Annotated in this window: 21 protein-coding genes and 1 tRNA gene; 10 read left to right on the top strand and 12 right to left on the bottom strand. The window is 59.8% G+C overall.

Annotated features, from left to right (window positions below):
• Window positions 1-377 precede the first annotated feature (377 nt).
• The gene (locus GGD50_RS30175; protein ID WP_107106427.1) at window positions 378-911 is read left to right on the top strand and encodes a methylated-DNA--[protein]-cysteine S-methyltransferase; all 534 of its coding nucleotides are present in this window, start codon (window positions 378-380) and stop codon (window positions 909-911) included.
• Window positions 912-1,055: 144 nt separating this feature from the next.
• Here GGD50_RS30175 and GGD50_RS30170 read toward each other — a convergent pair whose 3' ends face one another.
• The 5 genes from GGD50_RS30170 to GGD50_RS30150 all read right to left on the bottom strand — a co-directional run bounded on the left by GGD50_RS30170 (window position 1,056) and on the right by GGD50_RS30150 (window position 7,330).
• Window positions 1,056-3,059, bottom strand: coding sequence for an aldo/keto reductase (locus GGD50_RS30170; protein WP_107106428.1), 2,004 nt, complete (start codon window positions 3,057-3,059; stop codon window positions 1,056-1,058).
• An 86-nt stretch (window positions 3,060-3,145) separates the two neighbouring features.
• Entirely contained in the window at window positions 3,146-4,234 is a 1,089-nt protein-coding gene (locus tag GGD50_RS30165; RefSeq protein WP_107106429.1) for an ABC transporter ATP-binding protein, read from the bottom strand.
• Window positions 4,235-4,249: 15 nt separating this feature from the next.
• Window positions 4,250-5,086 (bottom strand): carbohydrate ABC transporter permease, encoded by an 837-nt coding sequence (locus GGD50_RS30160; protein WP_107106430.1) that lies wholly within the window; start codon window positions 5,084-5,086, stop codon window positions 4,250-4,252.
• Window positions 5,083-5,943 carry a carbohydrate ABC transporter permease gene (locus GGD50_RS30155; protein WP_107106431.1) on the bottom strand — a complete coding sequence of 287 codons (861 nt, stop codon included), beginning with the start codon at window positions 5,941-5,943 and terminating at the stop codon, window positions 5,083-5,085. Before GGD50_RS30155 ends, GGD50_RS30160 begins: the two co-directional genes overlap by 4 nt.
• 112 nt (window positions 5,944-6,055) lie before the next feature.
• The gene (locus GGD50_RS30150) at window positions 6,056-7,330 is read right to left on the bottom strand and encodes an ABC transporter substrate-binding protein (protein ID WP_107106432.1); all 1,275 of its coding nucleotides are present in this window, start codon (window positions 7,328-7,330) and stop codon (window positions 6,056-6,058) included.
• Window positions 7,331-7,416: 86 nt separating this feature from the next.
• Here GGD50_RS30150 and GGD50_RS30145 point away from each other — a divergent pair, with 86 nt between their 5' ends.
• Together GGD50_RS30145 and GGD50_RS30140 are read left to right on the top strand one after the other, a co-directional pair.
• Window positions 7,417-8,361, top strand: a complete 945-nt coding sequence (locus tag GGD50_RS30145) for a helix-turn-helix domain-containing protein (RefSeq protein ID WP_107106433.1) — start codon at window positions 7,417-7,419, stop codon at window positions 8,359-8,361.
• Window positions 8,362-8,431: 70 nt separating this feature from the next.
• Entirely contained in the window at window positions 8,432-9,202 is a 771-nt protein-coding gene (locus GGD50_RS30140; protein ID WP_107106434.1) for a TIM barrel protein, read from the top strand.
• 3 nt (window positions 9,203-9,205) lie between these two features.
• On the opposite strand, the gene copD is transcribed toward GGD50_RS30140, so the two are convergent.
• Window positions 9,206-10,093, bottom strand: a complete 888-nt coding sequence (gene copD, locus GGD50_RS30135) for a copper homeostasis membrane protein CopD (protein ID WP_107106435.1) — start codon at window positions 10,091-10,093, stop codon at window positions 9,206-9,208.
• Window positions 10,090-10,458, bottom strand: a complete 369-nt coding sequence (gene copC, locus GGD50_RS30130) for a copper homeostasis periplasmic binding protein CopC (protein WP_107106436.1) — start codon at window positions 10,456-10,458, stop codon at window positions 10,090-10,092. Before copC ends, copD begins: the two co-directional genes overlap by 4 nt.
• A 352-nt stretch (window positions 10,459-10,810) precedes the next feature.
• Between copC and GGD50_RS30125 the strand changes: the two genes are divergently transcribed.
• The 3 genes from GGD50_RS30125 to GGD50_RS30115 all read left to right on the top strand — a co-directional run bounded on the left by GGD50_RS30125 (window position 10,811) and on the right by GGD50_RS30115 (window position 14,260).
• Complete coding sequence (locus GGD50_RS30125) at window positions 10,811-11,584, top strand: metallophosphoesterase (RefSeq protein WP_107106437.1); 774 nt, start codon at window positions 10,811-10,813, stop codon at window positions 11,582-11,584.
• Between the two features lie 109 nt (window positions 11,585-11,693).
• Window positions 11,694-12,320 carry a ribonuclease D gene (locus GGD50_RS30120; RefSeq protein WP_107106438.1) on the top strand — a complete coding sequence of 209 codons (627 nt, stop codon included), beginning with the start codon at window positions 11,694-11,696 and terminating at the stop codon, window positions 12,318-12,320.
• A 239-nt stretch (window positions 12,321-12,559) separates the two neighbouring features.
• Entirely contained in the window at window positions 12,560-14,260 is a 1,701-nt protein-coding gene (locus tag GGD50_RS30115) for a hypothetical protein (RefSeq protein WP_107106439.1), read from the top strand.
• Window positions 14,261-14,396: 136 nt separating this feature from the next.
• Here GGD50_RS30115 and rpsA read toward each other — a convergent pair whose 3' ends face one another.
• The 4 genes from rpsA to aroA form a co-directional block, all read right to left on the bottom strand.
• Window positions 14,397-16,100, bottom strand: coding sequence for a 30S ribosomal protein S1 (gene rpsA / locus GGD50_RS30110; protein WP_028754676.1), 1,704 nt, complete (start codon window positions 16,098-16,100; stop codon window positions 14,397-14,399).
• A 176-nt stretch (window positions 16,101-16,276) separates the two neighbouring features.
• The gene (cmk, locus tag GGD50_RS30105; protein ID WP_107106440.1) at window positions 16,277-16,909 is read right to left on the bottom strand and encodes a (d)CMP kinase; all 633 of its coding nucleotides are present in this window, start codon (window positions 16,907-16,909) and stop codon (window positions 16,277-16,279) included.
• A 19-nt stretch (window positions 16,910-16,928) separates the two neighbouring features.
• Entirely contained in the window at window positions 16,929-17,576 is a 648-nt protein-coding gene (locus tag GGD50_RS30100) for an FMN-binding negative transcriptional regulator (protein WP_107106612.1), read from the bottom strand.
• A gap of 128 nt (window positions 17,577-17,704) precedes the next feature.
• Window positions 17,705-19,060 carry a 3-phosphoshikimate 1-carboxyvinyltransferase gene (gene aroA / locus GGD50_RS30095; RefSeq protein ID WP_107106441.1) on the bottom strand — a complete coding sequence of 452 codons (1,356 nt, stop codon included), beginning with the start codon at window positions 19,058-19,060 and terminating at the stop codon, window positions 17,705-17,707.
• Between the two features lie 273 nt (window positions 19,061-19,333).
• Here aroA and GGD50_RS30090 point away from each other — a divergent pair, with 273 nt between their 5' ends.
• From GGD50_RS30090 to GGD50_RS30075, 4 genes are all read left to right on the top strand, one after another.
• A complete protein-coding gene (locus GGD50_RS30090) occupies window positions 19,334-19,714 on the top strand; it encodes a TIGR02300 family protein (protein WP_107106613.1) in 381 nt (126 codons plus the stop codon).
• A gap of 151 nt (window positions 19,715-19,865) precedes the next feature.
• Window positions 19,866-19,941 (top strand) — tRNA-Ala (locus GGD50_RS30085).
• 185 nt (window positions 19,942-20,126) lie between these two features.
• Complete coding sequence (locus GGD50_RS30080; protein ID WP_107106442.1) at window positions 20,127-20,369, top strand: GIY-YIG nuclease family protein; 243 nt, start codon at window positions 20,127-20,129, stop codon at window positions 20,367-20,369.
• Window positions 20,370-21,509: 1,140 nt separating this feature from the next.
• Window positions 21,510-22,301: a YdcF family protein gene (locus GGD50_RS30075; protein ID WP_107106443.1), complete on the top strand. Its 792-nt coding sequence runs from the start codon at window positions 21,510-21,512 to the stop codon at window positions 22,299-22,301.
• Window positions 22,302-22,351: 50 nt separating this feature from the next.
• Here the strand turns inward: GGD50_RS30075 and GGD50_RS30070 are convergent, their stop codons facing one another.
• Window positions 22,352-22,828 (bottom strand): hypothetical protein, encoded by a 477-nt coding sequence (locus tag GGD50_RS30070; protein ID WP_107106444.1) that lies wholly within the window; start codon window positions 22,826-22,828, stop codon window positions 22,352-22,354.
• Window positions 22,829-22,900: the final 72 nt, after the last annotated feature.

Genomic DNA, 22,900 nt, shown 5'->3' with positions numbered 1-22,900 from the left:
CCCCGCAACCAATCCAGCTTCCTTCCACACAACAAAGCCGCCAAAGATCACACACAAAGCCCCACACGGGGCTTTCTGCGTTTTTAGGATGCCGTTACGCTAGCAATCGCAGTCTCATCAGATCTCCAACATTGGCCGGATGTCCAAGATGCTTGCGGTCAACCATGGGCCTGAGGTCGCACTGGCTCCTGTCCAAACCTCGTGCCGGCGTGAAAATATTGTGCCTTCTCTCAATCGAAATGCTTTTCGGGTGGGCTACGTCCGGTATTTCCGCTCATATGCATCATTGTCAGCGAAGCAGCGGATTCGCCGCGATCGGACGAACAGAGGCGGCTACGACAGTCTCGTCGGTTAGATCCCAATGAAAGGATATCGACATGGCCAGGACAGCGCGGGGTGCGCAGAAGGATTATGTCTACAAGATCGTGAACTCACCTGTCGGCGAGTTGAAACTCGTTGCCAGTCATGAGGGCTTGGCGGCAATTCTCTGGGACAATGACCGGCCAAATCGCGTTCGGCTGAATATCGTTGCGGAGGATGTCAATCATCCTGTTCTCATAGAAACGGAACGGCAGTTGCGGGAATATTTTGCCGGCGAACGACAGGTTTTTGAGCTGCCGCTCGACTTCTCCGGCACGGAATTTCAAAAGAAGGTGTGGCAGGCACTGCTCACCATTCCCTTCGGCGAGACACGCTCCTATGCCGAAATTGCCGTGCAGATCGGTGCTCCCAAGGCCATACGCGCGGTCGGCGCCGCCAATGGCCGGAATCCGGTCTCCATCGTTACGCCGTGCCATCGCGTCGTCGGATCGGCCGGTGACTTGAGAGGATTTGCCGGTGGCCTCGAGCGGAAGACCTATCTTCTGGAATTTGAGGGCTCCGAAACCAAAACCTTCAATTTCGCGGCGTAATGGTTGCCCGCATCCGCTGCGACAAAGATTCATCCGGTAGCAATAAAAACAGCCCGCTTGTCGAACCAAGCGGGCTGTTTCGTTTTCGGCCTCAGTCATGTGAGAGTGGCCGGCCCGTATTCCTGAGCCGGCCATCGGCGTGCATCAGCCTTCAAGCCACTTCACCTGTTCCGGCGTCAGCTTGATGTCGAGTGCCGAGAGGCTGTCTTCCAGCTCGGCGATCGTGCGCGGGCCGATCAGCGGAATGACCGGGAAAGGCTGGGCGACGACATAGGCGAGCGCGATGTGGATCGGGTTGCGGCCGAGCTTCTGCGCCAGTTCGATCGCCCGGTCGCGGCGGCCGAAGTTGCGCTCGGAATACCAGACGCGAACCAACTCCTCGTCGCTGCGCTTGTCGCGGCCGGCGCGGTCAGTAAAGAAGCCGCGGCCCTGGCTGGACCACGCAAAGTTCGGGATCTGCTTGGCATTCAGCCAAGCCTTCCATTCCTCGTCGGAGGCAGCAATGCAGCCGGCCCAGATCGGATCGAGCATCTCCGCCAGCGAGAAATTGTTGGAGAGAGCTGCTGGCGCCGCCTTGCCGTTCTTTTCGGCATAGGCGATCGCTTCGTCGAAACGGGCGCGGGTCCAGTTCGAGCCGCCGAAGATGCCGCGAATGCGGCCGGCTTTGACCTCGGCATCCATGGCATCGACGAATTCACCGACCGGAACGGCCGTGTTGTCGCGATGCATGAAATAGATATCGACATAATCGGTCTTCAGCCGGTTCAGCGATTGGTCGAGCTGCTTGGCGATCATGTCCGGATAGCAAAGCGGCGAATGCACGCCCTTGCCGATCAGCACGACCTCCTCGCGCGGAACCTTGCGGCTGGTGTGCCAGTCGCCGAATATGCTCTCCGTCTTGCCGGCGCCATAGACGTAAGCCGTGTCGAAGGCATTGCCGCCGGCTTCATAGAAGGCGTCGAGCGTCAGCGATGCTGCCGCGAAATTCGGGAAGAATTCGAAGCCGAGCGTGACAAGAGAGGCCGGCTTGGCAATGCCGGGAATGGTGCGCTTCGGAATGCTGTTGCCCATGGTGACGGGTGCTCCGACGATATTCGTCGTCCGCCGCGTCGCCTTCTCGACCTCATATTCGAGGCCGACAGTGGCGCGCCACTGATCGAGAGCGCGCAGGTTTCCGATCGAATCGGCCCAATTGATGCCCGGATAGGCGAATTCCGCCTGGCCGGCGCGAATGGCATCGCCCGCGGCGTCGACCTCGAAGGAGTAGAGCCAACGGTCTTCCTTGACCTCGATAACCTGCGTTTCCGCGCCCTTGATGAGCTCGATCTTGCCGACGCCGCCCTTGTGGCCGGAGGCGAACCAGAAATCCTTGACTTCCAGACGCCCGTCCGAGCCGATGATGCGCAGCGTATTGTCCTGATTTGCCATGATCGAGCAGGATACTTCGGCGATGATATTGTTCGGGAATTTCAGCACTGCTGAGGCCCATTCGTCGACGCCGGTCTGGCCGAGATGGGCGACACCGGAGACTTTTTCCGGGTCGAGGAACGGCTTGCCTTCAACGGCACCGGCAATCAGCCGCGCCATGGATACCGGATAGCCGCCGACATCCAGGATGCCGCCGCCAGCCGTGTCGTTGGCGAACAATCGGTGTTCCGGCTTGACCGTGCCCATGTTGAAGCCGAATGAGGAGCGGATGATGCGGATCTCGCCGATCACGCTGCTTTTCACCAGTTCGATCAGCTTCGCCGTCTGTGGATGCACGCGGTACATGAAGGCTTCACCGGCGAAGACGCCAGCCTTCTTGGCTTCGTAGTAGATCGCCTCGGCATCATAGGCGGACAGCGCGATCGGCTTTTCGACGAGGACATGCTTGCCGGCACGGATCGCCTTGATGGCCCATTCGGCATGGCCGGTATGGGGCGTGGCGATATAGATGGCGTCGATTTCCTTGTCGGCCAGCAGCGCCTCATAGCCGTTCACGATGCGCGCGCCGGGGAAGTTATCGCCAAGACCCGGCTTGTCGGGATTGCGGCTGGCGATGGCCACCAGCTTGCCGCTGCGGGAGTGAGCGACGCCTTCGGCAAAAGTCTGTGCGATCCTGCCGGGGCCGATGATGCCCCAGCGGATGGATGTCTCGGTAGTCATGAACTGGTCCTTTCCTAAATCTGCATGCTGTCTTGGGAGTGACGGGACTTGGGAGCGATGGAACGGGGAGCGGTGGAAAAGAGCGCCTATCGCAATCGGTTGCCGGCGCCGTCGAACAGGAATGTCTTGGCTGCGGAGAGTGCTACGTTCAGCGTGTCGCGATTGTTGGTGTTGCGGGATTCCTCCCGCTCGATGACGATCTGCTCTCCGCCGGCGATGTTGGCGTAGATGTAGCTGGTATTGCCGAGATGCTCGGCGACGTCGACATCGACGGTTACATCGATATCGCCACGACCAGCCTCGAGAAAATGTTCCGGCCGCACGCCGAGCGTCACCGCCTGGCCGGTTTCGACCTGAGCCGTAGCGATCGGCAATGACAGACGGACGTCGCGCTGATTCTTCAGGGCCACCGTCACGCCGCCGTCTTGCTTGGCAACGATCTCGGCCGGCAGGAAATTCATCTTTGGCGATCCGACAAAGCCGGCGACGAACTGGTTGGCGGGATCGTCGTAAAGGTCGAGCGGCGCGCCGATCTGCTCGATATTGCCGCTGCGCAGCACGACGATCTTGTCGGCCAGCGTCATCGCCTCGGTCTGATCGTGCGTCACATAGATCATCGTCGTGCCGAGCTTCTTGTGGAGGCGCGAGATTTCGACGCGCATCTGTACGCGCAGCTCGGCATCGAGGTTGGACAGCGGCTCGTCGAACAGGAAGATCTGCGGTTCGCGCACGATGGCGCGGCCGATAGCGACGCGCTGGCGCTGGCCGCCGGAAAGCTGCTTCGGCCGGCGCTGCATCAGTTCAGTGATCTGCAGGATCTCGGCCGCCTGCTTGACGCGGCGGTCGGTATCGGCCTTCGGGTTGCCGTTCATGCGCAGGCCGAAATTGAGGTTCTGCTCGACCGTCAGATGCGGATAGAGCGCGTAGGACTGGAAGACCATGGCAATGCCGCGATCAGCCGGCTCCATATCGTTGACGACGCGGCCGCCGATCTTGAGTTCGCCGCCGGTGATGTCTTCGAGACCGGCGATCATGCGCAGCAGCGTGGACTTGCCACATCCGGACGGCCCGACGAAGACGACGAACTCGCCGTCCTTCACGTCGAGATTGGCGCCGTGGATGATTTCAAGGGTACCGTAGCGTTTGACGACATTGGTAAGGGACAGTTCAGCCATACGGGTCTCCCGGAATTATTTGATTGCGCCGGCGGCGATGCCGGCGATGAAGTGGCGCTGCAGGAGAACGAAGACGATGAGAATCGGCGCCGTCAGCATGACGGCACCCGCCATGATGCCGCCCCAGGATACCCTGGTAAGGCCGATCAACGTTCCGAGCGCCACCGGCGCGGTCATCATCCCCGGTCGGGAATTGATGAGCAGCGGCCAGAGGTAGTTGTTCCAGGAGGCCAGGAACAGGATGATGGCGAGCGCCGCCATGGTCGGTCTTGCCAGCGGCAAAGCGATGCGGAGGAAGATCTGCCATTCCTTGACGCCCTCGACTCGTGCGGCGTCAAAGAGCTCGCCCGGCATCATCGAGAAGGCCTGGCGCATGAACAGCACACCGAGCGAATTGAAGAGCGGTGGCACGATCAATGCGACCCATGTGTTGCCCAACCCGAAATCGCGCGCCACCATGATGAATTGCGGAATGACGACGACGGAGTAGGGCAGCGTGATCGTGCCGAGGATGATGGCGATAACGCCCGAACGGCCGGCGAACTGGTAGCGCGCCAGAGCCCATCCGGCCATCGAGGTCAGGAGCACCGACAGGAAGGTATAAATGACTGCGACGCCGATGGAGATCGTCATTGCACCGAGGAAGTTAGTGTCGGCCTGCAGATTCCGGACATTGTCGAAAAAGCTCGTCGATGGGACCATGACGATATCGGGGCTGAAGATGCCGTAGTCGGGCATGGTCGAGAAGATGAACATCATCCAGAGCGGAAACAGCCAGATAAGGGCAAGCGGTGCGAGCAGGCCGTGCAGCGCGATCGAGCGGATCAGATTGGATTTGGACTTCGATTTCATTTCGGTTCGCGCCCCACCCAGAGATTGAGAAGAGAGATGACCACGGCGAGCGCCGCCATCGTGTAGGCGATTGCGGAGGCATAGCCGAAGTTGGTCGACTGGAAGGCCTGGCGATAGAGCAACAGGCCGAGCGTCTCCGTCCCGCCGCCGGGACCACCCCTGTTGGTGATCAGATATGGTTCGGTGAAAAGCTGCATGGTGCCGATGACGGACAGGACCACGCAGAACAGAATGATCGGCTTCAACAGCGGCAGGGTGATATGGATGAACTGCTGGAAGCGGTTGACGCGGTCAAGCGTCGCGGCCTCGTAAACATCCTCGGGGATCGATTGCAGCCCGGAAAGGATGATGATGGCGTTGTAGCCCGCCCAGCGCCAGGTGACGGCGATGATGATGAGCACCATTGCGGCATGCGATTCGGCGAACCACGACACCGGTGCGAGGCCGATCATGCCGATTAGCTTGTTGATGATGCCGAAATCGACGTTGAACATCAGGCGGAAGACAGCGGCATAGGCCACCTCTCCAACGACGACCGGTGCGAAGAAAGCAAAGCGAAAAATGCCGCGCGCTCTCAGCAGCGGTGAATTCAATAGTACCGCCATGACCGTGGCGAGCGTGATCATCACGGGTACCTGGACGATCAGGATGATCAGCGTGTTTTGAAGCGCGTTGTAGAAGGCCGGGTCGCCGAACAGGCGCCCCCAATTGAGCGACAGGTTAAAGACCCACGGATTAACCCGGGTGTTCTGGAACGAGATCAGGAACGAATAGATGATCGGCCAGACCCAGAAGGCGGCGAACACCAGAAGATAGGGTGCAAGGAACGCATAGGCGCTCCGGTTTCGCAACCGCATGAAAGCCTTCTCCTTTATGCGCAGTGAAATGACGCGTGACGTCGCATCCCCGCCGCCCTCAGGGCGGCGGGGATGCCGAGCGCGGCTTGGGATGCGCGCCCGGCAGTGTCACTCACTTCGCGAGCGGCAGACCTGTCGCCGAGGCGATCTGCTGTGCCGCATCGTCGAGCGCGGCCTTGCCGTTCGGGTAACCACCAGCGAGGTATTTCGTCTGCACGGCCTTTATGACCTCATCGGCGTCGCTGAAATACTGGGTGCCGGGGCTCGGGCGGATCTTCGGCAGGGTGGCGAGGATATCGGCCCATACCTTCTGACCGCCCCAATAAGGCTGCGGCTGGTTGACGAAGGGATCTTGAACCGCCGTCAGCAGCGACGGTACCAGCCCGAAGGACTTCAGCATGGTAACCTGGCCCTCATTGGTGCCAAGCGTATATTCAAGGTATTTCCAGGCTGCCTCCTTGTTCTTGGAGCCGCTGGCGATCGCGAGCGAAGAGCCGCCGAGATTGGCCGCATGCGGGCCATCGGCCGTCATGCTCGGCATCGGATAGACGCCCCATTTGCCGGCGAGATCCGGCGAGGTGGAGCGAATGGTGCCTTCATACCAGCCGCCATAGAGCTGCGATGCCACCTTGCTGGCGGTGTTCGACTGAATTTTCTCGTTCCAGTTCGCCGCGCTCAGCAGGCCCGCGTCCTTGAACTCCTTCACCTTGTCCAGGGCCTTCACGCAGGCTGGCTGGTTTACGGTGATGCTCTGGCTGTCATACGAGAAATAGCCGCAGCCCTGTTCGTTGGCGAGCATGCGGAACCATTCAGTGTCGCCGTTTAGATCGGCCTGCGCCATGATCACGCCCGGATTGGCGGCGGAGATCTTCTTGCCGGCGGCAATGAAATCGTCCCAGGTCTTGATCGTTGCCGGATCGACGCCCGCCTTTTCATAGAGATCGCGGCGGTAGAACATGGCGACCGGGCCGGAATCCCAGGGCATTGCATAGGCGGCATCGCCGACCTCAAGCTCGGCACGCTTGAAGTCCGGGAACTGCTTCTTGAGCGCATCCGTGTAGCCGAGCTTCGTCAGATCGGTCAGGCAGTCCGGAAAGCGGTTCCAGAAGATCGATGCCTTGTGATTTTCGATCGACATGATGTCGGGCAGACCGTCACCGCCGGCGGCGCAAGCGGCCAGCATCTTATCGAAGACCTGCGGGTTGCCGATGTCCTGAACCTCGACCTTGATGTCGGGATATTTTTTATTGAATCCTTCGACCGTGGATTTCAGCGCCGACGCGGCGATGTTCCAGCTCCAGACTGTGATGGTGGTTTGTTCCGCATAAGCAGAACCGGAAGCCAGCAAGGCAGCAAGTGCCGCCGCTCCCGCGAGTTTTAAACGCATTGAAAATCCTCCCTTTTCAATTGCCGTCCTCTAGCGAACACGCTTAAACTAGCTACCGGTGCGCTTCTGTCTCCTAAAAAAGGAACATCGACTTGGCGGAAAGTAAGGTGGGTCATCGAGCAGTTTATCAGCCGGGCGCGAGCAGCATCGAAGGGCTGCCGACGACCCTGCAGATGTTTCATACCCATCCGCCCCTGATGGTGATGCCGCATTGGCATGCGCAGGTCGAGGTGAACTACCTTATACGCGGCACGGTTCACTACCGTATGAACGACCATGAAATTCAGCTTCGTGCCGGCGATATCTGCGTGTTCTGGGGAGGGCAGCCGCATCAGATGGATGATTCGTCGGAAGATTCGATCTATGCCGGCGCGCATCTGCCGCTGGTGCATTTCTTCCGCATGCGCCTGCCGCTCGATATTTCCGGCCGTCTGATACGAGGCGAGACCCTGGTCACCTCCGCGACGGATGCCGCCGACAACGAGAATTTCGCCCGCTGGTATCGTTATGTCCGCTCCGGGGATCCGGCCAAGGCCGAACATGCGGTTGCCGAACTCCTGCTGCGCCTGGAGCGCATTGCTTTCGAGCCCTATCGCATGCTGCCGGAAAAGCGGGAGCATCAGTCGAGCGAACAGGTCCACCCGCAATCGTCGCGCAGCCTGGCGCGCATGTGCGATTTCATTGCCAGCAATTTCCTGCACGACATCGATACGGTTGATATCGCCAAGGCAGCGGATCTGCATCCGAAATATGCGATGAACCTCTTCAAGAAATGCACCGGCATGACGCTCAGCAAATATGTCAACCTGCTGCGCTTGTCGCGCGCCCAGGCCATGCTGATGCGCGACGGCGCCAACGTGCTGCAGGTGGCGATGGACAGCGGCTTCGGCTCGATCAGCGCCTTCAACAAATCCTTCCGCCATATTGCCGGCATGTCGCCTTCGGATTTCCGCCGGGATATGCGCATGGTGACGGCAATGAGCGTCGAGGGCGCCCAGCCCGCGCTGCGCCGGTCCGCCTCGCAATTCTAGCGGCCGGCCTCTTGCCGTCGCCGGCGATAGGGCCCACGTCACTGGGCATATTCTTTGGAGGACGATTTTCATGCGGCAATTTTCGGCATGCATCGAATGGCTGTTTGCCCGCGAAGGTGACAATTTTACCGACCGTATCCGGCTGGCGCATCAGGCCGGACTAAGCGCGGTCGAGTTCTGGCGCTGGACGAACAAGGACCTGGATGCAATCGCATCCGCGGTCGCCGAGACCGGGATCGCCGTTTCGGGCATCGTCGCCGAGCCGATGATCGCGCTGACAAATCCGGCGAACAAGGAGGCTTGGCTGGAGGGCTTGCAGGTGTCCGTCAATGTGGCGCAGCGCCTGGGCGCTTCGGTTTTGGTTGCGCAGGCGGGTGACGATTTGCCGGAGTTTTCACGCGCCGAACAGCGGGAAGTCATGATCTCCGCCTTGAGCGCCGGCGCCGATATCTTGAGCGGCTCAGGCGTTCGGCTCGGTCTGGAGCCTTTGAACACGAAGATCGACCATGTCGGCTACTATTTGTCCTCGACGGTGGAAGGCCTGGATATCGTCGTCGAGGTGGGCCGGCCGGAAATTGGTATCGTCTACGATATCTACCATTCGGCTGTCATGGGCGAGCGGACGGAAGATGTGGTCGGCAAACGCGCCGATCGCATCGTGCATGTCCACGTCGCGGATCACCCTGGCCGTAACGATCCCGGCACCGGCGAGATCGATTTGCTCGGCCGTCTGAATTGGCTGTTTGCCCATGGCTATAGCGGCAGGGTCGGTCTCGAATACCGGCCGAAAACGGAGGATGCCGAGGCCGTTCGTGCGGTTGTGAGGTCGCTGTCGGCCTGACGGTCAGACGGGTTCGAGCATGCCGAAAACGGCGACTAGCGCAATGACTGCGATACCGAGGACGATCTCGGCAATACTGCCGCGACGGATGGCGCTCAAAGCCCGGGCCCGATCGCGTTGCATCCGCGGCACGAGGATGTAGCGATTGACGATCGCCAACAGGCTCATGCCGGCGACCAGCACGATCTTTATGGCAAGCAGCGCTTGATACGGAGATGACCAGTTCGTCGGCAGGCGCTGAAGGACCAGCATCGTATTGACGAGGCCGGAGGCGATGACCAGCGCCACGGCGCCATGCCCGACGGTGGAGAAGCGCCGAAGCGCCAACAGTGCTTCCGCCCGGTCTTCGGGCGCGTTCAAAAGCCGGAGGATCGGGACCAGCGGCACCAGGGCGCCCAGCCAGCCGCCGCCGGCCAGGACGTGAAGAATGTCATTGGCGCGATGGGCGAGCTTGAGCCAGCCTTCATGCATCGAGGCGTGACCGGTGAGCATGAGGGCGGCAAGGCCGAGACCGGAGCCGAGCGCCACGCCCGGGCGACGCCAACGCTCCGGCGGCAGGAAAGCAAGAACGAGGATGAGGGCAGCGGCGGCTTGGGCGAGCCACGCCTGCCCGACCGTCGTTTCGAACAGCACGTCGCGGATCGTGCCGGCATTGAAGGCATCACTCCAGCCATTGCCGATGATGGCGCTTGCAAGCGGCAGCGAGGCAAGCGTCGTCAGCCCGGCAATCAGCGCCGCAAGGAAGGGGGCGGTGCCGAACATGCGCCATACCTTCTCCGCCAGCACTTTCGGCACCAGAAAGCAGAGAAAGGCCGAGGCGCCCCACAGAAGCATCAGGGATGCGCCGTGAAGGAACCGGCACGCCTCAAGCGCTATGTTGGGATCGATCAAGGTTTTACTGTGAAGGTGTAGCTGCCATTGGTCTTATGGCCGTCAGCGGAAAGAGCATGCCATTCGACGGTATAGGTGCCGGCGCCAAGCGTTCCGGAGACGGGAACCATCAGCACGGTGTCGTTCTGCATCAGCATGGGATCGCCGAGCTTGACGACTGCCTTGTCGGGGCCGGTTACCTTGATGCCGGAGAACTTCAGGTTCAAGCCTTCGCTGAAAGTGAGGTCCAGTTCGCTGGGCGAGGCCTTGATGGTACTCTTGTCGGCCGGGGTTGCCGAATTCAGATGTGCGTGCGCAAAAGCCTGACCGGAAAGGCCGAGTGCGAGAATGGCGGCGAGGCTGAACCTGGTAATGGTCTTGGTCATGAAAAGTCGTCCTCCTGGGTTACCGAGCGCGATAGAATTGTGGACATCCTATGTCAAATTTTACAATGCGAAATGGCTATGTTCGGGACGCTTTGCCGCAAGGTAATCCTTTGTTGATGACTTCCGCCGACATAGACACCTGGCAGACGCGTTTATCCCTGTATTCGGCAAAGAATTGTCGCTTTTCGGTTATTTTTGCTTAGAGCACTTCCAGGAAAAGTGCGCAGCGGTTTTCCGTCCGGAATGCGTCAAAACAAAGGGATAGAGCGGGAAAGCGATTCCGTGAAACGCTGAACCGCTCTACGAGGGGTTAGAGCGCTCGGGATGGTGACATTTCGATGAGGGAAGTTTCATGGCGGCAAATACCATACGCGAGAAAGTCACTCGCGGCTTCAGCCCGCGCCGGCGTCGTGAGCACCTCGATAGCTTGGACGTGCCGACCTATGTGATCGGCGACGTGCATGGCCGCTACGACCTCCTGAGCGTGCTCGAACGCAAGATTTTCGCCGATGCCGCCGCACTGCCCGGCCGCAAGCTGATCATCATGCTTGGCGATTTCATCGATCGTGGCCCGGCCTCGGCACAGGTCGTCAGCCGGCTGATGGCGCCGCTGCCGAATGGTTTCGACCGGATCTGCCTCACCGGCAATCATGAGCTCGCCATGCTCGCCTATGCCGATGGTGAAATATCCCTGGACGAGTGGGTCGCGCTCGGCGGTGAGGCGACGCTGAAATCCTATGGCGTGGATATCCAGGCTCTACGGCAGCAATATCCCCGGCAGAAAAAACTCGACACCTTCATCCGCACCTGGCTACCCGACGATCATCTCAACTTTCTCCGCCGGCTGCCGATTCTGCTGGATACGCCGCAGGTCCTGTTCGTCCATGCCGGTATCGATCCGGAACGACCGATCGAAGCGCAGGACGATGACGACCTTGTTTACATCCGCTCGCGCTTTTACGACAGCGCGCAACCGCTGCCGAAGCTGATCATTCATGGCCATACGCCGGTCAGACAAGCCGAAGCGCATGGGCTTCGGCTCAATATCGACACCGGCGCCTTCCGTTCCGGAAAGTTGACAGCGGCGCGTCTGTGGCAAGGCCATATCCACATCACCTCGACTTGAGGCCGGACGAGGCCTCGCATTTTAAGCCCCGCGCAGTATCGTTATCTCCTTGTCTGTTCTATAGAACAGGACGAAAAACGAATTCAGACGATAGAGCCGGGAGAGCTTCATGGCCGCGACCATCCGTTATCACGAAGGCGATATTTCTGCTGCCGATGCCGCCCGCTACACCGGCTCCATAGCGATCGATACCGAAACGCTCGGCCTCATTCCACGCCGCGACCGGCTCTGCGTCGTGCAGCTTTCGCCGGGTGACGGCACTGCCGATGTGATCCGCATCGCCGCCGGCCAGAAAGAGGCGCCGAACCTCGTCGCCATGCTGGCCGATCCCTCGCGCGAGAAGATTTTTCACTACGGCCGCTTCGATATCGCCGTGCTGTTCCACACGTTCGGTGTCACCACGACGCCGGTTTTCTGCACCAAGATCGCTTCGCGCCTCTGCCGCACCTATACGGACCGTCATGGCCTCAAGGACAATCTCAAGGAGATGCTCGAGGTCGACATTTCCAAGGCGCAGCAGTCTTCCGACTGGGCGGCCGAGACGCTCTCGCCGGCACAGCTCGAATATGCCGCCTCCGATGTGCTTTACCTGCACGCGCTGCGCGGCAAGCTGAGGGAGCGCCTTGTGCGCGATGGCCGCATCGAGCATGCCGATGCCTGCTTCACCTTCCTGCCGACCCGGGCAAAGCTGGACCTCCTCGGCTGGGAAGAGACCGATATTTTCGCGCATAGCTGATCGCCCGTGTCAAAAGCGAATTGAAAAGAAAAACCGGTGCCGCGGAGGTGGCATCGGCTCGGTAGTTAGTAATCTGTTAAGAGACGGCCTGCTATTCTACCCCTGATTTCATGCATTCGACCGACGTTTTTCTGCGTCGACCGGTCGGTCAACCGGCTTGCGAATTGCTGATGGCCGCATGAGCGGACTCCGACTGAACCTGCCTTCTGCTTCCGTCTTTTCAGACAAAGGAGCATCCCATGTTGTCTTCCGTGAGTGCCGTGTCTGCTTTGGGTATAACCCTTGAAAAGCCGGCGGTTGCCACCGCCGAAACGTCCGGTGCCCAGACGACCGCGACGCCGCTTGCCGTGCTGCCGAATACGGTGAACGCCAGTGTCGAAGGCAAGTTGAACATGCTGCTGGTGGCGGCGCGCGAACGGATGTTCGACAGTTTGCTCTCCGTCATCGATGACGCCAGCACGGCGTTGAACATTTCGCGCGAGCCAGATGAGAGCAACGCCGCTTTGGCACAGCGGCTGGCCGATACGATCCTCAGCCTGCCGCCGCAACAGCTTGCGGTCGCCCAGCAACTCTTGGACGCGCAGGCGGAAACGCCGATCCCGTTGCCTCTCATTGCCGAGGTGCTGACCAATCCGGATGGGCCGGAAGCCGTGCAAATCGCCATCAGCCTGGATGCGGCGCTGACACCGGAGCCCGACGCGGTCATCAAGGCCGTTGTCAATTCCTATGGCCAGAATGCCGGCGAAACGGAGACGATCGAGTCGCAGGCCCAAGTCCCGGCCCAAGTCCCGGCACAAGCGATCCTGAAGACTACAGACGTCGTTCCGGCGGCTACCCCGGCAGTCCTGCCGGCTTCGCCGGAGAGCGTTGCGGCGCCAGCACCCGCGGCCGCTGTCCTCGCTGCAATTGCCGCGCAGGTGGCCGAGGAAACGCCGGTGGCGATTGCACCGGCTCAGGCAGTTCTCGTTGCTGCGGCGATTTTGGAACCGGAGCTCTTGCCAAGCCTCGAAACCGCCTCGACCCCGCAAGCCATCCCAAATCAGCAATCCGCCCCGCTTCCGCTGGCTGCAAGTGCGCTTCTCATTGATGCCGGCAACGGCGAGACCGTCCATCCGCAAAACGTCATCCCCGTAGCGGGCAACATGTCGTCAGCGACATCGGCCGAGGAGAAGCTCCCCACGGAAATCGCTCTGATCAGATCGCCGATCACGCCACCGCCTGTGCCGCGGGACATCCAGCAGATCCGGGCCGATATCAAGGAAGGACTGCAGGTCGTCATCGGCCGTGCCTTGGAAGTCACCGGCCCCGAGCTTCTGCAGATTATCCACGACGATGAGTCCGCGGCAGAAAAGATTATCGCGCAGGCGCTTGCCGCCAATGCCGACGACCAAAAGGACGTGCCGCTGCCGCCGCAGACGACCGCCAATGAGGACACCCGGAATCTGGCCGCCACCATGGCAAGCCAGAACGCGACTTCTACGGATGAGGTACCGAGCGCGCCGGCTGCGCTTCAGAGCAAATCCCTGGGCGATATGCCGGGTGCACCCGCTATGAATATGCCCGATGCTGCGTCGCAGATGGGAACGTCGGTCCCGCTGCCGCAAGGCATTCCGTTTGCCATCGCACAATATTTGCCAGTGGATGTCTCGATTGAAGAGAAGGAACTGGAAAGAGTCGATCGTGTCGACCCCGCCGATGACGAGGAGCACGAACAGGGGCAGGGCGGAGAAACGGCGCAGGACGAGAGTGAAGACGATTCTCAGCCTGAGGAAACGCATCAGCCGACGGCTTCAACATCCGAAGAGGCCGATGCAGAAGCCACTCTCTCGGAAACCAGCGTCATCGCGCCAGAACCGCTCGCACTGCCTGCACCCGCGCCGCAGGACTCCCTGCACGATCACGCCTTCGATTTCTATCAGCGCATGGTGGAATGGGAATAACCGGGCCGCGTCAGAGCGCCGTGTGTTCGTCTGAACGCACAAAGATAGTTCTAGTCTTTGAATCCTGTGTAGACTCAAACAAAAACCCGCCGGATCGCTCCGGCGGGTTTTTTATCTCTAAGGCTTCAGCCGAAGATTATTCGGCGTTGCGGTTCTTCAGAGCCGCACCCAGGATGTCGCCGAGCGAAGCACCCGAGTCGGACGAACCGAACTGAGCAACTGCTTCCTTCTCTTCTGCGATTTCCAGAGCCTTGATGGACAACATGATCTTGCGGTCCTTCTTGGAGAAGTTGGTGACGCGGGCGTCGACGGTCTGACCGACCGAGAAACGCTCCGGACGCTGCTCGTCGCGGTCACGCGACAGGTCGGCGCGGCGGATGAAGGAGGTGATGTCGTCGTGGTTGACGAGCTTCACTTCGATGCCGCCATCGTTGATGGCGATGACTTCAGCCGAAACGACGGCATTCTTGCGCAGTTCGCCGGAAGCAGCGGCTTCGCCGACTGCATCCTTGCCGAGCTGCTTGATGCCGAGCGAGATGCGTTCCTTGTCGACATCGACGTCGAGAACGACGGCCTTGACGACATCACCCTTGTTGTACTCTTCGATGACCTGCTCGCCCGGACGGTTCCAGTCGAGGTCGGAGAGGTGAACCATGCCGTCCACATCGCCGTCGAGGCCGATGAACAGGCCGAATTCGGTCTTGTTCTTGACTTCGCCTTCGACTTCAGTGCCAGCCGGATGGTTGCGGGCGAATGCTGCCCACGGATTTTCCAGCGTCTGCTTCAGGCCGAGAGAGATACGACGCTTGGTCGGATCGACTTCGAGAACGACGACTTCGACTTCCTGGCTCGTGGACAGGATCTTGCCGGGGTGAACGTTCTTCTTGGTCCAGGACATTTCCGAAATGTGGATGAGGCCTTCGATGCCCGGCTCCAGCTCGACGAACGCACCGTAGTCGGTGATGTTCGTAACGGTACCGGAGATCTTCTTGCCTTCCGGATACTTGGCCTGGATGCCATCCCACGGATCGCTCTCGAGCTGCTTCATGCCGAGCGAGATGCGGTGGGTTTCCTGGTTGATGCGGATGATCTGTACCTTGACCTGCTGGCCGATGGACAGGATTTCCGACGGATGGTTCACACGGCGCCATGCCATGTCGGTGACGTGCAGCAGGCCGTCGATGCCGCCGAGGTCAACGAACGCACCGTAATCGGTGATGTTCTTGACGACGCCGTCAACAACCTGGCCTTCTTCGAGGTTCTGAACGATTTCAGAACGCTGCTCGGCACGGGACTCTTCCAGAACCGTACGACGCGAAACGACGATGTTGCCGCGGCGCTTGTCCATCTTGAGGATTTCGAAGGGCTGCGGGTTGTGCATCAGCGGGGTAACGTCGCGGATCGGACGGATGTCGACCTGCGAACGCGGCAGGAAGGCGATAGCGCCATCCAGATCGACGGTGAAGCCACCCTTGACCTGATTGAAGATGACGCCTTCGACGCGCTCGCCAGCTTCGAACTTGGCTTCGAGCTTGATCCAGCTTTCTTCGCGGCGAGCCTTTTCGCGCGACAGAACAGCTTCGCCAAGCGCGTTTTCGATGCGCTCGACATAGACTTCGACTTCATCGCCAACCTTGAGCGTGCCGTCCTTGGCGCGTGCACCGAATTCCTTCAGCGCGATGCGGCCTTCGACCTTGAGGCCGACGTCCACAACGGCGACATCCTTTTCGATGCCGGTGATGATGCCCTTGGTGACATAGCCTTCAGCCAGATCGTTCTTGGCAAAGGATTCTTCGAGAAGGGCTGCGAAATCTTCGCGAGAGGGGGAAGTTACAGACATAAAATCTCCTGGCGTGTCTCAATCAGGATTGAGGACACTGATGCGCCGGTGGTTCGTGTTGAACAGGCCTGCATCCGTCCGCCTCCCCTTGGGGAAGGCTATCCGGCGCTTGGACGGAATGTCAGGCTTCTAAATCAGCGACTTCGTGCGCAAAGCACGCGAAGTCGCTCGCATTTTCAGGCATTTCGGCTCAGACCGGCATCGATAAACGATTTTGCCGTCTGAAACGCCGCTTCTATACTCATTTCTGAGGTATCAAGCAAGTACGCGTCTTCCGCTGGTCGCAAAGGGCTGTCGGAGCGGCCCATGTCCCGCTCGTCGCGCCGTTTCACGTCCTCGAAAATTGCTGCATAATCGGCGCTGCCGCCGGCATTGACGATTTCGTCGTAGCGTCGTTTCGCCCTGACTTCCGCCGATGCCGTGACATAGATTTTTACCGGAGCATCGGGGCAGACGACAGTGCCGATGTCGCGCCCATCCAGAACCGTGCCCGGCTCCCTCAGCGAAAAGGCCCGCTGCGCGTCGACCAGCGCCCGGCGTACCGCCGGCATGACGGCGATCTTCGATGCCGCCTCGCCGATCTCGTGCTTCGACAGGACCGCGCGGTCGAGCCCGGAAAGATCGACTTTTCGCGCTATCGTCTCGGCAACCGTTTCGTCGTCGAGCGGCAGGCCGGCGTCAAGGAGGGCTTTGGCGGTCGCCCGATAGGTCAGGCCGGTATCGAGATGGTGAAAACCATATTCCTCGGCGATCCGGCGCGACAAGGTTCCCTTGCCTGCCGCAGCGGGTCCGTCGATGGCGATGATCATTCTCTTTATATCCCTGCCTTCAGTCTTGCTTTTGTCTGTCGTATCGCCGCACCAGCTCGGCCATTTCGGCGGCTGAACCGCTGTCGATTCCGTCGAGGCCTTGGGCGACGCCCTGCCGATCGGCGGCGGGACGGTTCTGGCTGACCTTCCACTTGCCGTCAATCGTCTCGATGTCGATCTCGATGCCGATAATACCCTTCAACTGCGCAGCGATGAAATCCGGCGGCGCATCGTCGACCGTCCAGGGCTGCGGACGGCCGCTCTCGTTCTCGCCGGTCAGCATGCCAATCTGCGCCCGCAGCCAGGCGGGATCGTCGATGACGCGCGCATTGCCGCGAACCTGCACGACCGCATAGTTCCAGGTCGGCACGACCTTGCCGGTCTCCTGCTTGGTCGCATACCAAGATGGCGTGATGTAGCTTTCGGCGCCCTGAAAGACGACGAGGACCGGCGCTCCCGCCTGGATTTCCCGCCATTGGCCGTTCGCCCTGGCGATATGCGCCTGCAACGTGCCCTTGGGTGAAAGGCCGGTCTTGAGATGGAACGGCACAAGATTGGCGATCAGCCCGCCATTGCCGGCGGTGATCAGCAATCCCAGCGGATGCGCGCGGATCAGCGCGTGCTGCGTGCCGAGATCGTCTTCGCGATGATGAGGCGGCTGGTACATGGTCCGGAACCGTCTGTCGTTGTCGGGCGCGTCATAGGACCGGCGGCCCCGAATGGCCACCGACTGCTCCCGACTTGGGTTGCGTCACGCCTGCGGGCGCTTTCACCCGCAGGCCGGCCAAGATTTTATCAGCCCTCGACCTCGATCGTCGCACCCAATCTTGTCATGAGGTCAAAAAACTCCGGAAAGCTGGTGGCGATCATGGTGGAGTCGTCGATGCTGACCGGATGTTCCGAGGCAAGCCCCATCACCAGGAAGCTCATGGCAATGCGGTGGTCGAGATGGGTCTTGACCTGGCTGCCGCGAGCGTTGCCGAGACCTTTCCCGTTCGGCCGACCATGCACCGTCAGCGAATCCTTGCCTTCGGCGCAATCGACGCCGTTGAGCGTCAACCCTTCCGCAACCGCCGAAAGCCGGTCGGATTCCTTGACCCGCAGTTCCTCCAACCCAAGCATGACCGTCGCGCCCTCGGCGAAGGCGGCGGCGACGGCGAGGACCGGATATTCGTCGATCATCGACGGCGCCCGCTCGGCCGGCACTGTGACGCCTTTGAGCGCCGAGGAGCGGACGCGGAGATCAGCGACATCCTCGCCGCCGGCAAGACGCCTGTCGAGAACCTCAATATCGCCACCCATCTCCTGCAGCGTCAGGATCAGGCCGGTGCGGGTGGGGTTCATCAGCACGTTGCGGATGGTGATATCAGAGCCGGGAACGATCAGCGCCGCGACCAGCGGAAAGGCCGTCGAGGAGGGGTCGCCGGGAACGTCGATAATCTGGCCGGAAAGCCTGCCCTGGCCCTGAAGGCGGATGGTGCGCACGCCGTCCCGATCGATCTCGACCGAAAGATCGGCGCCAAAGCCGGCCAGCATCTTTTCGGTATGGTCGCGGGTCATGACCGGCTCGATGACGGTGGTGATTCCAGGCGCATTGAGGCCGGCGAGCAGCACGGCGGATTTGACCTGCGCCGAAGCCATCGGCACGCGATGGGTGATCGGACTGGCCGTCTCCGGCCCATGCAGCGTCACCGGTAGGCGGTCGCCTTCGCTGGATTTGACCTGCACGCCCATCTGCCGCAGCGGATCGAGGATGCGGCCCATCGGCCGCTTGGAAAGCGAGGCGTCGCCGATGAATGTGGATTCGAAATCATAGACGCCGACGAGGCCCATGGTCAGGCGGCTGCCGGTGCCGGCATTGCCGAAATCGAGCGGTGCTTCCGGGGCCAGCAGCGCGCCGTTGCCGACGCCCTTGATGATCCATTCGGCCCCGATCTTCTCGATCCTGGCGCCCATGGCCTGCATGGCCTTGCCGGTATTGAGCACATCCTCGCCTTCGAGCAGGCCGGTAATGTGGGTTTCGCCGGCAGCCAGGCCGCCGAACATGAGGGCGCGATGCGAAATGGATTTGTCGCCGGGAACGCGGATGGTGCCGGAAAGATTGGTCGAGTGGCGCGCCGTCGCGGGCCGCGGATGAATGTCGTGCGGCATGGGCAATTCCTTTGCGATGCCGTTATTTACGCCGCATTATCGCTGGCTTAGCTCCTGTTGCGCCAACTGACCTGCGGTTCACGCTGGCTCGTTACCATAGACCCGCTGCCCGGTCATCCTGGAATGCCGGGAAAACCAGTCCCGGCGTATATAAAGTTTGGCTTTGACAGAGAGAGCCGCAACGATTAAGGGGACCGGCTGATAATTTCCCTTAAAACGCCGGCTTCCCCGGCATTGCCGAATCTTTATTCGGCCATTCATGAGGCTTTGACAGTGGCGAAAGCGGAACTTGGAACAAAACGTACCGATCCAGATACCGGCAAGAAGTTCTATGACCTGAACCGGGACCCGATCGTCTCGCCCTACACCGGCAAGTCCTGGCCCTTGTCCTTCTTCGAGGAAACCTCCGCTTCCAAGGAAGTTCCGGAAGAAGACGAAGTGGCTGAAGTCGATACCGAAAACACGGAAGTCGAACTCGTATCGCTCGAAGATGCCGATGAGGCTGCTACCGGCGACGATATTCCGGACATGGGCGATGACGATGTCGAAATCGGCGACGATGACGACGACACCTTCCTCGAAGCCGACGAAGACGAAGATGACGACGACATGAGCGACATCATCGGCGTCACCGGCGACGACGACGACGTTTGATTTGCGAACAATCGGCCCGGTGAACAAGAAAAGTTTTCCGGGCCGAAAATTTCGGCTTGCTATCTGCAAAAACCAGAAGTAATAAGCCGCCACCCCGACGGGCGAAGCGCTCGGAAGGGACCCAGGGCCGGTCAAACGGCACCACCTTGATGGGGCTATAGCTCAGCTGGGAGAGCGCTTGCATGGCATGCAAGAGGTCAGCGGTTCGATCCCGCTTAGCTCCACCACGCTTCGCCCTTACGGGCTTCGCGTGGCGCAGCCGCAGGAAACCGTTAGGCCGAAGCAGTGCCCGGCAAAGCCCGCAGGGCGACGACGGGCTTAAATCTCAATTACAAGCTTTGCGTAAGACAGCCACGGGAAACCGTTAAGCCAGTATGCTCGACATGATTCGCGGAGCGTGACGGCAAGCCTGATGTGGTATGTTTACATTCTCCAGAGCGTCGATTTTCCCGAACAGCAATATACTGGATCTACGTCGGATCTTAAGCGGCGACTTGCGGATCACAATGCCGGCAAATCAAGTCATACAGCAAAATTCGCGCCCTGGATTTTGCTCTGGTATTCCGCTTTTCCAGACAAATACAGAGCACTGGAATTTGAAACATATTTGAAATCTCATTCTGGCAGGGCGTTTGCGAAGAAGAGACTTATTTGATCGGATTCGTTTGCCGATGAGGCGGAAGTCGGTCTCGCCTTTAACGAAACTACCCTTGCCAGTACCTGTATCGATTGGCGCTCAGATCGCTGCCAAAAACTAGGCGGATTCTGATGCGTCACGTCATCTCGATGTCTACTATCCGACGCCTCATATTCAAGTATCCTCATTATTCACAGGGGCGTGTTATTGACTGTCGAGGCATAATCGAGTAGGGGTGCGTGCCTTTTTTAAGGCATTGAAAATATACAATTTTTTGGAATCACATTGAATATTTTTCGAATTTGCGTCGCGAACGAAGGTGAGAAACACTTGTCAAGTGGCGTGATTCGACATACAAAATCAACATCCTGTTGATGACAGGAGCCTAAAAGGCCCCCACCGCAATGGGGGCCCCAATCCAGGCACAAGTCTAGGGGAAGTCTGGGTTAAACCGTAGTCGCGCGGCAACGCGGCCAGCGGCGGCAGTGCGAACAAACATGTTCCCACTGGCCCAGACGGAACCGCCAGTAGTCAGCAACTGACACTGGGCGGAATGCGGGACATGATATTCTCATATCCCTCTCCTTTCTCTTTAAGAGCAAGGAGGACCCGCTCTCACCAGTCCTTCGGCGCTTCATGCGACGAAGCTAAACCTCCCTGGTTGCTACCAAGAATGCCGCCTGAATGCTGCGGACAAGTGATGCCAATCTAATACTAGCATCGTGGCTTAGAGGCAAGGTGAGCCTGCGTGGGATGCCTCTAATTCCCCAGTAATTCCTCATAGAGGGGCATTTGACTATAGATTCACTATTTACCGAGTCTAGTAGAAAGGCTCTCAGCGGGGCTGTATGTCAATTTTATTGCCGTGCCGCACTTGTTCTGGCGGCGGCACTCAGCTAGCGATTCGACTTCTCGTGGCATCGAGGGAGCAATTTAACGGTTTCAACATAAGAACAGTTCTTCGTATCCCGATTAGACCCTAAGGCTGATTGATCCGCGGTTTCCCTGACAGCACTTACCCTGCATCCCGCACCCCTTCTCCCCGCCCACCCAACCAAAATCGCCACATTGCAGCGCACAAAAATCTGCTAGGAAAAAACGAATCGTTTTCTGCTGTTGCTCTTGAGAGCTCCAGCTCGACACGCCCGAGGATGCATCTTGTTCGTTTTTTCGAAACTGGTCTGGATTTTTGGTCAGCCGCTGTCGCTGGCTTTTTTCTTCGGTGTATTGGGCCTGATCGGCAGCCTTGTTCGCAGGCGCTTTCTTGCGATCGTCTCGTCGCTGCTGTCGGTCCTGATCCTGTTCGTCGCGCTTTATACGACCGCCGGCGCCTATATCGTGCAGGGGCTGGAGGAGCGGTTTCCGCATCCGGCGGCTGATCCTGCCGATCTCAAATGTATGATCGTTCTCGGCGGTGCCACGCAGAATGAGGTGACGACGGCGCGGGGTGGGTATGAGCTCGATTCGGCTGGCGATCGTCTCATCGAGACGTTGCGGCTGGCGCAGAAGTTTCCGCAGGCACGTATCGTCGTCTCCGGCGGCGATGGTTCGATCAGTGGCAATTACGAGGGGGATGCGGTCATTTCTGAGCGCTTCTTTGTTGCGCTCGGCCTCTCGAAGGATCGGCTTGTCGAGGACACGACCTCGCGCACCACCTTTGAGAATGCGGTCAACACCAAGCAGCTCCTGGCGCAGAACGGTCTTTCCGGTTGCCTGTTGATCACATCAGGCTTCCACATGCCGCGCTCCATGGGCATTTTCCGCAAGCAAGGCATCGATGTTGTCCCCTGGCCGGTCGATTACCGCAGCACGGGCAAGGAAACGCTGGGCTTCGATTTCACCCAGCCGTCGCTGAATGCGCAGTTGCTGGCGACGGGCGTCCGCGAATGGATCGGTCTCGTCGGCTATTACGCCGCCGGCCGTACCTCGGCGCTGTATCCCGGCCCCTAACTACGTGGCCCAGCCCGTAACTACATGGCTGGCCCTTTCGGCCATAACACCTATTTTTTCGCGACGGTGACGAATTTCACGCCGCGGACGCGGACGGTGATTTCACAAGGGTCACCCTCGGTGCGGTCGCAGAAGTGCGGGTGCATTTTCATGACCAGCACCATGTTGCCGAAGCGCTGGATGAAATCGTAGCCATAGATCCGTGCGGTGGCGACGAGAATATAGCCGCCCTCGGCGACATGGATGTAGAAGTTGTACGGGCAGCCCTCGTCGGTGCAGTCGGGGCCCTTTTCTCCCTTGCAGGTAAGCTCGCCCTCGTTGACGACGATGTCGGTCAGCGTGTCGTTGTTGATGTCCCGTTCGGTGGCGAAACCGTCGCCGAAGCTCGCCTGGCCCTCGCAACGCTTGGTGAAGTGTTCCTTCTCGAAGGCCACCGGATCTTGCACCAGCGATTGCTGCGCTTGCGCCACGACGGGCATGATCACGAGCGCGATGAGATTCAGGATCACGATCAGCAGGGATTTCACCGGCATTTCCTCTTGAAGGCGCAGGATCGGCCGCAGGGTTGTGGCGACCGCTGCGCCATCTTTGCACCTGCC

The sequence above is a fragment of the Martinezella paranaensis genome, from assembly GCF_014200235.1.
In the GTDB taxonomy this organism is placed as follows: Bacteria; Pseudomonadota; Alphaproteobacteria; order Rhizobiales; family Rhizobiaceae; genus Rhizobium; species Rhizobium paranaense.
The sequence above is the reverse complement of the archived record's forward strand: the minus strand, read 5'-3'. Positions and strand labels throughout refer to the sequence as shown.